Annotated in this window: 14 protein-coding genes; 6 read left to right on the top strand and 8 right to left on the bottom strand. The window is 61.2% G+C overall.

From position 1 onward, the window contains the following. Window positions 1-102: 102 nt before the first annotated feature. The 7 genes from ABIA48_RS11940 to cbiE form a co-directional block, all read right to left on the bottom strand. A complete protein-coding gene (locus tag ABIA48_RS11940) occupies window positions 103-2,220 on the bottom strand; it encodes a TonB-dependent copper receptor (RefSeq protein ID WP_429488815.1) in 2,118 nt (705 codons plus the stop codon). A 191-nt stretch (window positions 2,221-2,411) separates the two neighbouring features. Next, window positions 2,412-2,855, bottom strand: coding sequence for a DUF2946 domain-containing protein (locus tag ABIA48_RS11935; protein ID WP_429488813.1), 444 nt, complete (start codon window positions 2,853-2,855; stop codon window positions 2,412-2,414). Between the two features lie 21 nt (window positions 2,856-2,876). Then, window positions 2,877-3,356: a copper chaperone PCu(A)C gene (locus tag ABIA48_RS11930; RefSeq protein WP_429488811.1), complete on the bottom strand. Its 480-nt coding sequence runs from the start codon at window positions 3,354-3,356 to the stop codon at window positions 2,877-2,879. 46 nt (window positions 3,357-3,402) lie between these two features. Further along, window positions 3,403-3,801, bottom strand: coding sequence for a DUF2946 domain-containing protein (locus ABIA48_RS11925; RefSeq protein ID WP_429488809.1), 399 nt, complete (start codon window positions 3,799-3,801; stop codon window positions 3,403-3,405). Window positions 3,802-4,174: 373 nt separating this feature from the next. Further along, the gene (locus ABIA48_RS11920; protein ID WP_429488807.1) at window positions 4,175-4,903 is read right to left on the bottom strand and encodes a cobalt-precorrin-6A reductase; all 729 of its coding nucleotides are present in this window, start codon (window positions 4,901-4,903) and stop codon (window positions 4,175-4,177) included. Beyond that, complete coding sequence (locus ABIA48_RS11915; protein WP_429488805.1) at window positions 4,900-5,997, bottom strand: cobalt-precorrin-5B (C(1))-methyltransferase; 1,098 nt, start codon at window positions 5,995-5,997, stop codon at window positions 4,900-4,902. The genes ABIA48_RS11920 and ABIA48_RS11915 overlap by 4 nt, the downstream gene beginning before the upstream one ends. Next, the gene (gene cbiE / locus ABIA48_RS11910) at window positions 5,990-7,201 is read right to left on the bottom strand and encodes a precorrin-6y C5,15-methyltransferase (decarboxylating) subunit CbiE (RefSeq protein ID WP_429488803.1); all 1,212 of its coding nucleotides are present in this window, start codon (window positions 7,199-7,201) and stop codon (window positions 5,990-5,992) included. The genes ABIA48_RS11915 and cbiE overlap by 8 nt, the downstream gene beginning before the upstream one ends. A gap of 215 nt (window positions 7,202-7,416) precedes the next feature. On the opposite strand from cbiE, the gene cobG reads away from it, so the two are divergent. From cobG to ABIA48_RS11880, 6 genes are all read left to right on the top strand, one after another. Further along, window positions 7,417-8,739, top strand: a complete 1,323-nt coding sequence (gene cobG, locus ABIA48_RS11905) for a precorrin-3B synthase (protein WP_429488802.1) — start codon at window positions 7,417-7,419, stop codon at window positions 8,737-8,739. Beyond that, window positions 8,732-9,358, top strand: coding sequence for a precorrin-8X methylmutase (locus tag ABIA48_RS11900; RefSeq protein WP_108230366.1), 627 nt, complete (start codon window positions 8,732-8,734; stop codon window positions 9,356-9,358). The genes cobG and ABIA48_RS11900 overlap by 8 nt, the downstream gene beginning before the upstream one ends. Further along, the gene (locus ABIA48_RS11895) at window positions 9,358-10,089 is read left to right on the top strand and encodes a precorrin-2 C(20)-methyltransferase (RefSeq protein WP_429492854.1); all 732 of its coding nucleotides are present in this window, start codon (window positions 9,358-9,360) and stop codon (window positions 10,087-10,089) included. The genes ABIA48_RS11900 and ABIA48_RS11895 overlap by 1 nt, the downstream gene beginning before the upstream one ends. Next, window positions 10,089-11,792, top strand: coding sequence for a precorrin-3B C(17)-methyltransferase (cobJ, locus tag ABIA48_RS11890; RefSeq protein ID WP_429488800.1), 1,704 nt, complete (start codon window positions 10,089-10,091; stop codon window positions 11,790-11,792). The genes ABIA48_RS11895 and cobJ overlap by 1 nt, the downstream gene beginning before the upstream one ends. A 188-nt stretch (window positions 11,793-11,980) precedes the next feature. Then, entirely contained in the window at window positions 11,981-12,790 is an 810-nt protein-coding gene (locus ABIA48_RS11885) for a hypothetical protein (protein ID WP_429488798.1), read from the top strand. Window positions 12,791-12,859: 69 nt separating this feature from the next. After that, complete coding sequence (locus tag ABIA48_RS11880; RefSeq protein ID WP_429488796.1) at window positions 12,860-13,510, top strand: hypothetical protein; 651 nt, start codon at window positions 12,860-12,862, stop codon at window positions 13,508-13,510. Between the two features lie 57 nt (window positions 13,511-13,567). Here the strand turns inward: ABIA48_RS11880 and ABIA48_RS11875 are convergent, their stop codons facing one another. Then, window positions 13,568-14,164 (bottom strand): MarC family protein, encoded by a 597-nt coding sequence (locus ABIA48_RS11875; RefSeq protein ID WP_007991257.1) that lies wholly within the window; start codon window positions 14,162-14,164, stop codon window positions 13,568-13,570. Window positions 14,165-14,193 lie beyond the last annotated feature (29 nt).

The following is a 14,193-nucleotide window of genomic DNA, read 5'->3' as shown; positions in this document are numbered from 1 at the left end:
TGTGCTCCGCTTGGCTGGATCTTTTAGTTGTTTGTTTTGCGGTTGCTGCGCAACCGATCGCGGGCAAGCCCGCTCCCACAGAGGGAGCGGGGCCCTCAAGGGTTAGAAACTCATGTCCACTTTGGTCCAGAGCGTTCGCCCCGGTTCCTTGATGGCTTGCGGGTCATTGGCGGGGTAGCCGAAACCGGCATTGCCGGCCAGGTTCAAGTGCTCGGCGTACGCCTTGCCGAACAGGTTGTCGACGCCGCTGCTGACCTTCCAGTTGCTGTTGATCCGATAGGCACCGTTGAGGGAGAAAACGCCGAACCCCGGTGTCTTGTCGAAGTCCTTGCCGACCACGTTGCCCTTGTTCTGGTCGATGCGGTTTTGCGCGGCAACCACTCTCCACAGTGCGCCGGCGCTCCAGTTGTCTTCGCTGTAGGTCAGGCCGAAACGGGCATCCAGCGGCGGCATCTGCGGCAAGGCAGTGTCGTCGCTGCTGTTCTTGCCCCAGGCGTAGGCCAGGGTCGCGTCGGCTTTCCAGTTTTCGGTGAGGTTGTAAGCGGCGCCCAATTCGCCACCCATGATTCGCGCATCGATGTTTTCGGCTTGCGAGGTCATGCCCATCATTCCGGGCGTATAGCTGAACAGGATGTAATCGCGCACCTGGCCGACGTAGCCTGAGGCCCAGGCTTCGAGTTTTTCGGTGTTGTATTGCAGGCCGAAATCGAGCTGGGTGGTTTTTTCCGGTTTGATCGAATCAAAGGCATTCACCGAACCGGCGGGGCCGGATTTGGGTGAAAACAGCTCCCAGTAATCCGGGAACCGCTGGGTGTGACCGAGGCCGGCATACAGCGTGGTCGGGCTGTCGGCCAGGTCATGCTCGTAGCGGATGAAGCCACTCGGCAGGGTATCGGCGCGGGTGTCGTCGGCAGTCGGGTTCGGGCGGGACATCATTCCCGAGCCGATGGTCTGCCGAAAATCCTTGGCCGAGGCGCGGTCCAGGCGCGCACCACTGATCAAGCGGTTGCGGTCGGCGGCGTACCAGGTCAGTTCGCCGAAGGCCCCGTAGTTATGGAAGTCGGCATCCTTGGTGTACGGCAGGTCCTTGTAGGTGTCGACGCCCATGGCGCTGCGTTGGCGATGCTCGTTGGTCTGCGCGTCGATGCCGCTGATCAGTTGCACATCGGCCCAGCGCCAGGTGGCCTTGACCCGGGCACCGAGGGTCCGGCGGTCGACGTTGGAGGCCATCGGGCCGGCCATCTTGCCGGTGCCGGACGGCGTGCGCAGGGTGTAGTTGTCCATCACGTGGTCGGCGTAGTTGTAGTAGACCTGGGCTTCGAGCTTTTCCAGTACGTCGCTGATGTTGGATTTCTCAAAGCGCAGGCCGAGGCTTTCGCGCAGGAACTGCGAACCGTCCATGCTGCGCCCGGCGTAGCGCGCTTCACCGTCACCCTTGCCGGCGGTCAGCTCCAGCAGGGTATCGGCATCCGGGGTCCAGCCGAGTGCGACGTCGCCGTTCCATTTGTCGTAGCGCGACGCCACGGTGTCGTTGTTGCCGTCCCGGTAGTCGTCGGAATGCGCAGTGTTGCCGATGACCCGCACGTAACCCGACTGGCCGCCGGCCGCGGCGTCCACCAGTTTGTCGAAGCGCCCGTAGGAACCGGCCAGCACGCTGGCGTTGACCCGTGTGCCGAGTTCGCCGAAATGCTCCGGCTCACGGTCGAACAGGATGGTCCCGGCCGAAGCGCCCGGCCCCCAAAGCACGGTTTGCGGGCCTTTGATCACAGTGAGCTTGTCGTAGGTTTCCGGGGAAATGTAGGAAGTGGGGGCGTCCATCCGGCCCGGGCAGGCGCCGAGCATCATGCTGCCATTGGTGAGGATGTTCAGTCGTGAACCAAACATGCCGCGCAGCACCGGGTCGCCATTGGTGCCGCCATTGCGCACCATGGCGAAGCCCGGAATAGTCTTCAGGTAGTCGGCGCCATCGCTGGCCGGCACCGGTTGGCGCGGGTCCTTGGGGTTGGTGACGATGGTCAGTGGCGAACTGGGTGCAATGGCGGTAATCACCGTCGGGCTCAGTTCTTCACTGTGACCGGCATGGTCATCGGCCAGCGCAGTAGGCGCCAGCAAAGCACCGCACAGGATCGCGGTGGCGTGCCTGAAACGAATGCAGGATTCGTTCAGGGCAAAAGAGGCTTGGGCAGTGCTCAAGCACGGGGCAGCAGAAAACCTGGACATGACAACTTCCATCGAACAGTCGTAAACGACACGGCCGGCAGCCTGCGCAATCCCTGTGGGAGCGGGCTTGCTCGCGAAGAGGGAGTGTCAGTCAACACGGATGTCGCCTGGCACACCGCTTTCGCGAGCAAGCCCGCTCCCACAGGTTGCTGTGGTTGTCTGGCGGACCGTGTGAGATCGGAGATGGGTGTTTACGCGACGGAAGGCGGGGCGCGGGTGCGGGCGCCGGGGAAGAAGGTTTGCCGGGCATGGCCCAGGCGTGGTGAGGGTGTGGTGAAGGTGTTGGCGGGCGGGATGACGAAGTTGGCGAAAGACACGCCACCGGTCAGCGCCGGGCAGTTGAACAATAGGCTGCAATAACCGCACTTTTCCCACAGCACATGCTGACCGGGGGCAGGCGGGCAATGCTCGGCGGTGGCTTGCGTGCCATGCTCGGCATGCTCCATCGCCGGCATGTCCATGCTCATGCTCATAGGCATGCTCATCGACATGGCATGCGAATCCATCGGCATCGACTGAGAAATCAGCGGACCGATAAAGATCATCAGCATGGCGAACAGGCTGATCCAGCTGCCGCGTGTCAGGCTCAATGCCTGATTGCGGGCCCCGGATGGCCTGGCGCTAAGCGGGCGCATGGGCGTTTTCAGCTCGGGCGATTACGGCTTGTGCACGTGTGCTTGCATGCTGTCCGGCGCCTGCTTCTGCACCGCGACTTCAACCGTCACGTCACCGGCCTTTTCGAAATGCAGCGTCATGGGGAAGCGCTTGCCGTCACTGAGCAGGCTGCGGTCCTTGAGGCCCAGCAACATCACGTGATAGGCCATTGGCGCAAAAGTGACCTGGCCACCGGCGGGTACTTCCACGCTCGGTACGTGCTGCATTTTCATCATGTCGCCTTGCATCACGTGCTCATGCAATTGCGCTTCGCCGGCAATGGGGGTGTCAACGCTGAGCAGGCGGTCGGCGGTCTTGCCTTTATTGTTGATCACGAAATACGCCGCAACGGTGGGTGCATTGGGCGGCAACTCCTGGGACCACGGATGAGCGATTTCCAGTGTGCCGACTTTGTATTCGTGGGCATTGGCAAAGCAGGCAGGCAGCAGCAATGCGGCCAGAACGATGAGTTTGTTCAACATGGCAGTTCTCCGGAACGATTTAAACGCAGGTCAATTGCGAGAAAAATCACACCAGAGGGGAAGCGCGGGGGTTGAGGCTCGGCCATTGCTGGCGCGGTGACGGGTTTTCGAGAGAGGTGGCAGGCACGCTTCGGTTGGACTCGAAGCGAGCGAAATACAGCTGTGGCGTATGCCCCGGCAACGCCACCAATGGCGCAGAACCCGAGCAGCACCAGCAATGCTGCATGTTGGAGTGATCGTCGCTTTGCGGGGCTTTCTGTTCAAGGTCCCCGATGGAAATCGCCACCATCCGGCTGCCGCTGGAGCTGCAGAAGCTGCCCCACAACAACTGCTCGGCGGGTGACTTTGTCGTCTGCGCCATCGCTCCGGACATCGGCATGGCAAGCAAATTGAACAGCACTGCGAAGCAGGCTATCCAGGCAATTGCGAGCCGTTGTCGGGACATGGGACAAAATCCGTTTGGGTGGGCGATCAGGCGCCGGCTATTTAGCCTGATCAGGGCCGATAAGTAAAAAAGCGGTGTGCGGTTTGGTGTCGCAGCGCCGTCCTTTCGTAGCCTTTATGATAGTCGTGAATTTCAAAGTGCCAGTAGGGTTTGAGCATTGTTCGGAATCTCACGAGAATCAGAAGTTCCTTAAAGATTTATATGTAAAGTCTGAGTGCCTAGCAGGTTCCAACCTTTGCGTCGCCACTGATAGCGCCTTCGCGGGCAAGCCCGCTCCCACAGGGTTTCTTTGTATAGCCCTAGACTTGTGTTCGGTGAGGTCCACTGTGGGAGCGGGCTTGCCCGCGAAGGCGTCCTGACGCGTTCGCAAAAATCAGGTTAAAAACTGCTCTGTCATCGTTCGCAACAGGTTTACGACCGAATCAAACTCCCGTTCCACGCTTGGCAATTCGGGACGCTTCAAAACAATCACCGGCACCCCACGCTCACGCGCCACTTCCAGCTTCGGCTCGGTCGCCGTGCTGCCGCTGTTTTTGCTGATCAGTACGTCGATGTTTCGCCGCTCGAACAACGCACGTTCATCGTCGATCAGGAAGGGCCCACGTGCGCCGATCACTTCGCAGCGTTCGTTGCCCGGATACACGTCCAGCGCACGCAGGGTCCAGAATTGCTCCGCAGGAATTTCATCCAGGTGTTGCAGGGGCTCGCGACCAAGGGTGAACAGCGGTCGGCGGAAGGGTTGCAGGGCCTCGATCAGTTCGGCCCAATCGCTGACTTCCCGCCAGTCGTCACCCGCCTGGGTTTGCCAGGCCGGACGCCGTAGCGCCCAGCAAGGGATGCCGCTCAATTGCGCTGCGGTCGCGGCGTTCTGGCTGATTTGGGCGGCGTAGGGGTGAGTGGCGTCGAGCAGCAAATCGATGCCTTCATCGGCAATGAATTGCGCCAGGCCTTCGGCACCGCCATAGCCACCGACGCGAACCTGGCATTGCAGATCCGTCGGCACCCGACCGACGCCGGCCAGGCTGTAGATATGCTGTGGCCCGAACGTGCGGGCAATGGCCAGGGCTTCAGTCACGCCGCCGAGCAACAGGATGCGCTTCATTGAAAAGCTCCTGCATGGCCAACAATCCCGCCCTGGCGATCAATGGCAAAGACTTCCACTTGAACCTGCGCCGGCACCACGCTGCGGGCAAAATCCAGGGCGTGCTGACAGACTGCATCACCCAGGGCAACCCCCGCTGCGGCGGCCATGGCCAGTGCCTGCTGGCTGGTGTTGGCCTCGCGGATGTGCTGTTGCAACGCCGCATCGGCGCCGACCTGCGCCGCCCATAACGCCAGTTGCGGCAGGTCAATGCTCGAATGACGACTGTGCAAATCCATGTGCCCGGCCGCCAGTTTGCTGATCTTGCCGAAACCACCGCACAGGCTGAGTTTATCCACCGGTACTTTGCGCAGGTGCTTGAGCACGGCGCCAACGAAGTCGCCCATTTCGATCAGGGCGATTTCCGGCAGGTTGTAGACCCGGCGCATGGTGTCTTCGCTGGCGTTGCCGGTGCAGGCGGCGATGTGCAGGTAACCGTTGGTTTTCGCCACGTCGATGCCCTGGTGGATCGAGGCAATGTAGGCCGCGCAGGAAAACGGCCGGACGATGCCGCTGGTGCCGAGGATCGACAAGCCGCCAAGAATGCCCAGGCGCGGATTCATGGTTTTCAGTGCCAGCGCCTCGCCGTTCTCGACATTGACCGTGACGTCGAAACCACCGCTGTAACCGAGTTCGTCAGCCAGCCGGGCCAGGTGTTCACTGATCATCTTGCGCGGCACCGGGTTGATCGCCGGCTCGCCGACACCCAGCACCAGCCCTGGCCGGGTCACTGTGCCGACACCGCGACCGGCCTTGAAGCGAGTCCCCGGTTCGGTGCTCAGGCGCACCTGGGAGTAGAGCAGGGCGCCGTGGGTCACATCCGGATCGTCGCCGGCGTCCTTGAGGGTTCCCGCTTCGGCGCCGTCCTCGGTGAGGCGACAGAACTCCAGGCGCATCTGCACCTGCTTGCCCTTGGGCAACACGATTTCCACGGCGTCGACCGCTGTGCCATCCAGCAGCAGACGCGCCGCGGCGAGGCTGGTGGCCGTGGCGCAACTGCCGGTGGTCAGGCCACTGCGCAGGGGGGCGGGTTGTTCGGCGGTTTCGTCACGCATCGAAAGGTTTCGTCACGTCCAGCAAGGTAATCGGAAGGGCCTGGCGCCAGGTGTCGAAGTCGCCCAGCGGTTGTGCTTGCGCGATATGAATGCGGGTCAGCTCACCGCCGTGTTGCTCGCGCCAGGCCATCAGGGTCATTTCACTTTGCAGGGTGACCGCGTTGGCAATCAGCCGGCCACCGGGTTTGAGTTCGGCCCAGCAAGTATCGAGCACGCCTGCGCGGGTGACGCCGCCACCGATGAAAATCGCATCCGGCCGCTCCAGGCCGGCCAGGGCTTGCGGCGCACTGCCGCGAATCAATTGCAAGCCGGGAACGCCAAGGGCATCACGGTTGTGTTCGATCAACGCTTGTCGGCCGTCATCCGCCTCGATGGCCAGGGCGCGGCAACTTGGGTGGGCGCGCATCCATTCGATGCCGATCGAGCCGCTGCCGGCGCCGACGTCCCACAACAGTTCGCCGGGAGTCGGGGCCAGGCGCGCGAGGGTGATGGCGCGCACATCGCGTTTGGTCAGTTGGCCGTCGTGCTGGAAAGCCGAGTCCGGCAGGCCGGCCAGTCGTGACAGCCGCAACGTGTTCGGCTCGGCGATGCACTCGATGGCGATCAGGTTCAGATCGGCGATCGGCGGATCGTTCCAGTCGCTGGCGATACCATCGATACGCCGCTCGGCTTCACCGCCCAAGTGTTCCAGCACGGTAAGACGGCTGGGGCCGAAGCCTCGTTCGCGCAACAGTGCAGCGATGGCGGCGGGGCTGCGGCCGTCGTTGCTCAATACCAGCAAGCGCACGCCGCTGGACAGCTGGGCGTTGAGTGCGGCGACCGGCCGGGCCACCACCGAAAGGGTGACTACATCCTGCAAGGGCCAACCCATTCGCGCAGCGGCCAGCGAGCAGGACGACGGCGCAGGAAGCGTCAGCATCTCGGCCGCGGGGAGTTGCCGGGCGAGGCTGGCGCCGACGCCAAAAAACATCGGATCGCCACTGGCCAGGACGCAAACGGGTTCGCCACGCAGTGACAGCAGCGACTCAAGGCAGAAGGGACTCGGCCACGGCCGGCGCTCGCCGCGTATGCACGGCGGGAGCAAATCCAGATGCCGCGGGCCACCAAAGATCTTCGATGCGCGCAACAATGCGTGCCGGGCGTTCTTGCCCAGCCCCTTGAAACCGTCTTCACCGATGCCTACAACCGTCAGCCAGGGCGCCATGCCGTTCCTCAATCACGCATTCAACGTTGTTGGGCGGCATGATAGCGCGGGTTCCTTGAGCTGACTGCCTTCTCTTCCCGGATGAGCCCGTTGACCGCAGGCCATTGAGGCCTGGCCAAGCATTCCGACCGGAGTCTTTTCATGCGGTGAAGCAAAGCAGGCATAATACCGCGCACTTTCGCCGTGAATTACCTCGCCACCTGAACGGGTCCGCCTTGAACGAACGTCCGCTGTCCGCTGCCTTACGCCCCTCGGCCTGCCCGGGGTTGTTGCGTATTGTGCCGGCGCTGGATGGTGGCATCTGCCGGATCAAGTTGAACGGTGGTTCGATCAGCAGCGCTCAAGCCGAGGCCGTGGCGACTGCGGCCGAGCGTTACGCCAGCGGGACGATCGAGGCGACCAACCGGGCCAACCTGCAGATCCGCGGGATTGGCAACCAGCAAGCGGCGTTGATCGACAGCCTGCTGGCCGCCGATCTGGGACCGCGCACGGCGGCTGGCGACGATGTGCGCAACCTGATGCTCAGCCCCGGCGCCGGGATCGATCGGCGCATGCTGTTCGACACACGCCCGCTGGCCGGGCAGATCCTCGCCACATTGCAAAACCACGAAAGTTTCCACGATCTCAGTGCCAAGTTCGCCGTGCAACTCGATGGCGGTGAAGACCTGGCGATGCTCGAACATCCCCATGACCTGTGGCTCTCGGCGTTTGAGCAAGACGGCGAGCGACGATTGGCGTTCGGTCTGGCGGGTTGCCCGACGGACCGGCCCGCCGGTTCGGTAGCACTGGATGACGGGCACGCTTTGGTGGTCGCGGTCCTTGAGTTGTTTCTTGAACTGGCGCGCCCCGAGCAGACGCGCATGCGCCATTTGTTGGCCGAGTACCCGGTCGAGGGCATTCTGCTTCGGCTGGAAGAACGTGTGACGCTGCAAGCAGTGGTCGATTGGCAGCGGGTTTCGGGCGCCAGTGATTTGCACGTGGGTGCCCATCCCCAGGTCGAATCCGCTGTCGTCTATGTAGGGGGCGTGCCGCCGCTGGGACGGCTCGATCCCGCGATGCTGCGGGGTGTGGCGCAACTGGCGCGCGAGTTCGGTGATTCCAGCCTGCGCTTCACACCCTGGCAAAGCCTGCTGCTGCCCAGTGTTCGCATGGAAAACGCCGTCGAAGTCATTCAGCGTTTGCGACGTTTGGGCTTGTCGTGCGACGCCGATCAGCCACTGTCCCGTTTGATCGCATGCACTGGCTCAAACGGCTGCGGCAAAGGCCTGGCCGAGACCAAGGGCGATGCCCTGCAACTGGCCGCGCTGCTGCACCGCCATGGACCGGCGCTGAACATACACCTGAGCGGTTGCCTGCGTTCCTGCGCCGCCGCGCATACGGCACCCGTCACATTGCTGGCCGTCGCCCCCGGTCACTACGATCTCTATTTTCGCGATGCAGAGCAGCCGGGTTTCGGCGCACTGCACGCACGCAACCTTACTATTGAAGCGGTCGCGACCCTGCTCGACGCCCGCTCACGGAGCCCCATTGATGCTTGATTACATCCGCGACGGTCAGGAGATCTATCGCAACTCCTTCGCGATCATCCGCGCCGAGGCCAACCTCGACCGAATCCCGGCCGATCTGGAAAAACTCGCGGTCCGTGTGATTCACGCCTGCGGCATGGTCGAGGCCATCGACGGTTTGCAGTATTCCGAAGGTGCGGGCAAGGCCGGGCGTGATGCGCTGGCGGCCGGTGCGCCGATCCTGTGCGATGCGCGGATGGTCTCCGAAGGCGTCACGCGCGCACGCTTGCCAGCGAATAATCAGGTGATCTGCACCTTGCGCGATGACAGTGTTGCAGAACTGGCTCGCGAGCTGGGCAACACCCGTTCCGCCGCCGCGCTGGAACTATGGCGCCCGCACCTGGAAGGCAGTGTGGTGGTGATCGGCAATGCACCGACCGCACTGTTTTACCTGCTGGAAATGCTGGATGCCGGCGCACCGAAACCGGCACTGATCCTCGGCTTCCCGGTAGGCTTCGTCGGTGCCGCCGAATCCAAGGCAGCGCTGGCGGCGGACAGCCGTGGCGTGCCTTTTGTCATCATGCAGGGGCGGCTGGGCGGTAGCGCCATGGCCGCCGCCGCCGTCAATGCCCTCGCCACGGAGATCGAATGATGCAGCAACCTGGACGTTTGATCGGCCTCGGCGTCGGTCCCGGTGATCCGGAACTGATTACCGTCAAGGCCTTGCGTTTGCTGCGCGAATCCCCGGTGGTGGCGTACTTCGTGGCCAAGGGCAAGAAGGGCAACGCCTTCGGCATCATCGAAGCGCACCTGCAGGAAGCCCAGAATTTGTTGCCGCTGGTGTACCCGGTGACCACCGAAGCCTTGCCGGCACCGTTGTCCTACGAGCAAGTGATCAGCGACTTTTACGATGACGCTGCCGACGAACTGGCCACGCATCTCGATGAGGGTCGTGATGTGGCGGTGATCTGCGAGGGCGATCCGTTCTTCTACGGCTCCTACATGTACTTGCACGACCGGCTCGCCGAGCGCTACCAGGCCGAAGTCGTGCCCGGTGTGTGCTCGATGCTCGGCGGCGCCTCGGTGCTCGGCGCACCGTTGGTGTATCGCAATCAGAGCCTGTCGGTGTTGTCCGGTGTACTGCCGCACGACGAACTCAAGCGTCGCCTGGCCGATGCCGATGCGGCGGTGATCATGAAACTGGGGCGCAATTTCCCCAAGGTTCGCCAGGTGCTGGAAGAGCTCGGCCTGGCCGAGCGTGCGTTGTATGTCGAGCGGGCAACCATGGCCAATCAGAAGATCGTGCCGCTGGATCAGGTCGAGCCGATGTCCTCGCCGTACTTCTCGTTGATCATCGTTCCCGGTGAAAGGTGGCAAGGCTGATGACCTGTCCAGTTCCGGCGATTGTCATTCTTGGCAATGGCAGCCTCGCTACCGCACGCAGCATTCAGCAGGTGTACCCCGAAGCCCTGATCCATGGCCTGGCCGAACGGGTCGAGGACGCGGATCGGGTTTATCGCGAATTCGGTGCGACCCTGCGCGAGCTCTATCAACAGGGCACTCCGATCATTGCGCTGTGCGCGGCCGGGATTGTGATCCGCACGCTGGCGCCCTTGTTGCTGGAAAAGGGCGCCGAGCCACCGGTACTGGCGGTAGCCGAAGACGGTAGTGCGGTGGTGCCTCTGCTGGGTGGTCTCGGCGGGGTGAATGTGATGGCGCGGGAGATCGCCAACGCGCTTGAAGTCGCTGCGGCGATCACCACCAGCGGTGAGTTGCGTTTCGGCACGTGCCTGCTCAACCCGCCCAGCGGCTATGCCCTTGGCGATCTGGAGTCGGGCAAGCGTTTTGTTTCCGATTTGCTGGCTGGCGAAACGGTGCGCATTGAAGGTGAGGCTCCGTGGCTGGCGCAGGCGCAGTTGCCTGAAGACGCACAGGCCCGATTGGCGGTGCATGTCGGTCATGCCGAGCGCGCACCAGCCGCCAACGAATTACTGATCTATCCGCGCAACGTGGTAGTCGCCGTCAGTGCCGGCGTGACCAACGTAGCGACAGCGGTTCGCGAGGCGTTGCATCAGGCAAAAGTCGCTGTGCAGTCGCTGGCTTGTCTGTTGGCTGCCGACACCGAAATGGCCAACCCGGCGCTGCGTGAAGCGGCGCTGGAACTGGGTGTGCCGTTGCGTTTTGCCAGTGCCGAGGCAGCTATCGGTGAGCGACTGCGCGCCGCCATCGGCCAGCCTGTTTCTATCCTGGGTAACGACACCGTTGCCATTGCGGTAGCCGGGCAACCAGTGGCCCCGTTGCAGATTGGCCGTCCACGCGGACGCTTGGCTGTGATCGGTCTGGGGCCAGGGGCCGCCGAACTGATGGTGCCGGCCGTGAAGGCGGAACTGGCTCGCGCAACCGACGTGCTGGGTTACGAAACTTACGTGCGCATGGCCGGACCGTTTCGTGCTGATCAAGTGCTGCATTGCACCGACAACCGCGAAGAGATGCAACGCGCCCGTCACGCTTTCGAATTGGCGGCCCAGGGGCGTTCGGTGGTGGTGGTTTCGTCTGGCGACCCGGGTGTTTTCGCCATGGCCGCTGCAGTGCTGGAGGCGCTTCACGAATCCAGCGACGCCCATTGGCATAATGTCGATCTCGAGATTTTGCCGGGGGTTTCCGCCTCGCTGGCGACGGCCGCCCAGGCCGGTGCGCCGTTGGGGCATGACTTTTGTGTGCTGTCGCTGTCGGACAACCTCAAGCCCTGGGCAATCATCGAGAAACGCCTGGACCTTGCCGCTCAAGCCGATCTGGCCCTGGCCTTCTACAACCCGATCTCGCGTTCTCGCCCGTGGCAACTGGGGCAGGCGCTGGATATCGTCGCCCGGCACCGCGTGCCTGAGACCCCGGTGGTGCTGGGCCGGGATATCGGGCGTCCGGGCCAGACGCTGCGGGTCACCACCCTTGGCCAGTTGACGCCTGATCAAGTCGATATGCGCACCATGGTGTTGATCGGTTCTTCGACTACCTGTGTATTCCCTCGCGCCGAAAATAGAGTTTGGGTCTATACACCGCGTTGGTATGGAAACAAGCCCGGTTCTTGAATGAGTGCGGCCTCTGATAAGAGGCCGCTATTTCACGCTTTAACTATGCCGGCTTTAATACGGGGCATTACGGTCTGGTAACTATTGGCATAAGTTAAATTTTATATTCGGGTTGATGGTTGTTCTTGTATGTCTTAGTTTTGGTTTGCGCCGCATGGAGCGGTAGATTGTTAACCAAGGAACTTGATATGCAAAACCCGAACATTAATGACGCGGCACAATTGTCTTTTGATGTTGCCGCGCAAGATAGATACTTCAAACAGATCGAAGCACAACTCGCTGCCGTGCCTGCACGTCCACGGGCCAGGAGCCTGGCTGCAACGGTGAGCGTTTCAGCCATTCGCACCGATCAGGAACATGATGCTTCGGTGGTAGGTCCGTCGCTTGTAGTGTTCGAGGAAAAACTTTCCGAAGACGACAAGCAAGATGCCCTGGACAGCCAGTCCTTTGCCGAAGCGGTGGTTCGCAAGCTACCCGACAACAGTACGCAAGAACAACGCTACGCCGCCTATAACGAGGCACTGACCGCAATCGGCTGGGTGACGGAAAGCTATACGCGTAAAAAGTACGATTCCAAAACGCTGACATTGACCATGAATGACGCGCTGCTGCAGATCCTTCAAACCGTTATCAGTGCCAGCTCCGGCAATGTGTTGAGCCTGGTGGCCGCCGGTTTCGAAAAGCTCAAGGGCGACCAGGAAGCGTTGAAGATCGTCGATTCCGGAAGCAAGAACAGTGAGCTTGTCAGCTTCAAGGCTGTCCCTTGCGTCGTTGCGCCGGGTGGCGGCATGGCGATGGTCATGGGCGGGCTGGATGTGTACAGCAAGAACTACAATGGCAACTTCCTGTTTATCACTATCAATACTGAGGGTGTGCATCTTTTTCAAGCGGCAGGTGTACGAAAGTTCAATAAGCGCGCTTTCGATCGCAAACGTCAGCAGGTTTACAGTTATATCGATCAGTTTGGTGATGATTTATTTAAAAAGTTGACGAGCTAATAAGCTCGTAAGGGAGTTGGTCAATGCGAACTGCTGATTGTCCAGGTTCTGGTTGGTGGGGGTTGCAATATGCCGGATCTTGCTGAGGCAATTGTAGTAGGGGGTTGTCTGCTGTCCTTTGCAGGCAAGGTGCGCTTGCAGGATCAGCAAGACATACAGGACTGCTTGCTGTACGCAGAACTGGCGACAAATGATAAGTACCCTGGGCAAGTATCGAAGAAGGTCTGGTTCGACTATTACCAAGGCCGTTTGCTCAAAGCCGGCTTTACCTTGAAAACCATTGTTCCGTCCGAACCTTTCAGGGTGTCGAATGTTCGCCAGCTGCTGAACATCAGCCATACCGTGATTGGTCATTTGGGTTCGGAACGCTTGGGACAACTCGTCAAGGAAACCTACAGAGCATTGCAGCTCGACGAATTCGCCTGGGAGTTTTTCCGTGGCAATGTCATGCAGGGTGGTTTGGGTATTCTCAAGTGCGCACCTTGCGAACGCCTCGACTCGGGTGAAACGGTGGTCTGCCTTTACGGCATGCGCTACGACACCACTGTTATCGAGCAGGACTTCTTTTTCTGGAGCGAGTTTGACAAAGAAGTGGTCATCATCCCCGATGGCGGGGTGTTTGCTTTTGATCCCGGGGTGTTTGAAAACTATCGAGCGCGAGTACACGAAAAGATAGATAAGTATTCGGACAAGCTTCTCGTGCGCAAGCTAACGCTTTGAGCCGTTCGCAAACGAAAAGGAAAAGGCCTTGTTGTGAGCAACAAGGCCTTTTTTCGGTCAGGGCACAAGGTATCCCTTCACCCCGGTGAAGATGATCTGTGCCGCGAGTGCGCACACGAACAACCCCATCAACCGGCTGACGATCTGTAACCCCTGGTCGCCAAGAATGCGCTCGATACGACCAGACAAAAACAGCACCACGCCCACGGTAAAACTGGCCAGGGCAATACTGACAATGGCCGTGAGCTTGTCGTCCCAGTGCGGCTGGCCAACGCCCATCACCAGCAGGGCACCGATGGTGCCGGGGCCGACCGTCAACGGAATGGTCAGCGGGACGATGGTCACATCCTGCTGCACATTGTCGGTCTGTACCGCCGATTTGCCTTGTGCCATCCCCAGGGCCGAGATGAACAGGACGCTGCCGGCGCCGATGCGAAAGGCGTCCACGGTGATGCCGAAGACACTGAAAATCACCCGGCCGAACAAATACAGCAGAACGCTGGAGACCAATGTGGCGAGCGCTACTTTCCAGGCCAGTCGACGCTGTTCCTTGCGCGAATAACCACGGGTCAGGCTGATGAAGCAGGACAACACGAAGAATGGGCTATAGAGCACCAGCATCTTCAGATAAACGCTGAACAACACATGGAGCATGGTGCCGTGGCTCACTGGCGAGAGAAGTC

The organism is Pseudomonas sp. S30_BP2TU TE3576 (assembly GCF_050436025.1).
Taxonomy (GTDB): Bacteria; Pseudomonadota; Gammaproteobacteria; order Pseudomonadales; family Pseudomonadaceae; genus Aquipseudomonas.
Note: the sequence above shows the minus strand (reverse complement) of the source record. Positions and strands in the feature narration are given on the sequence as shown.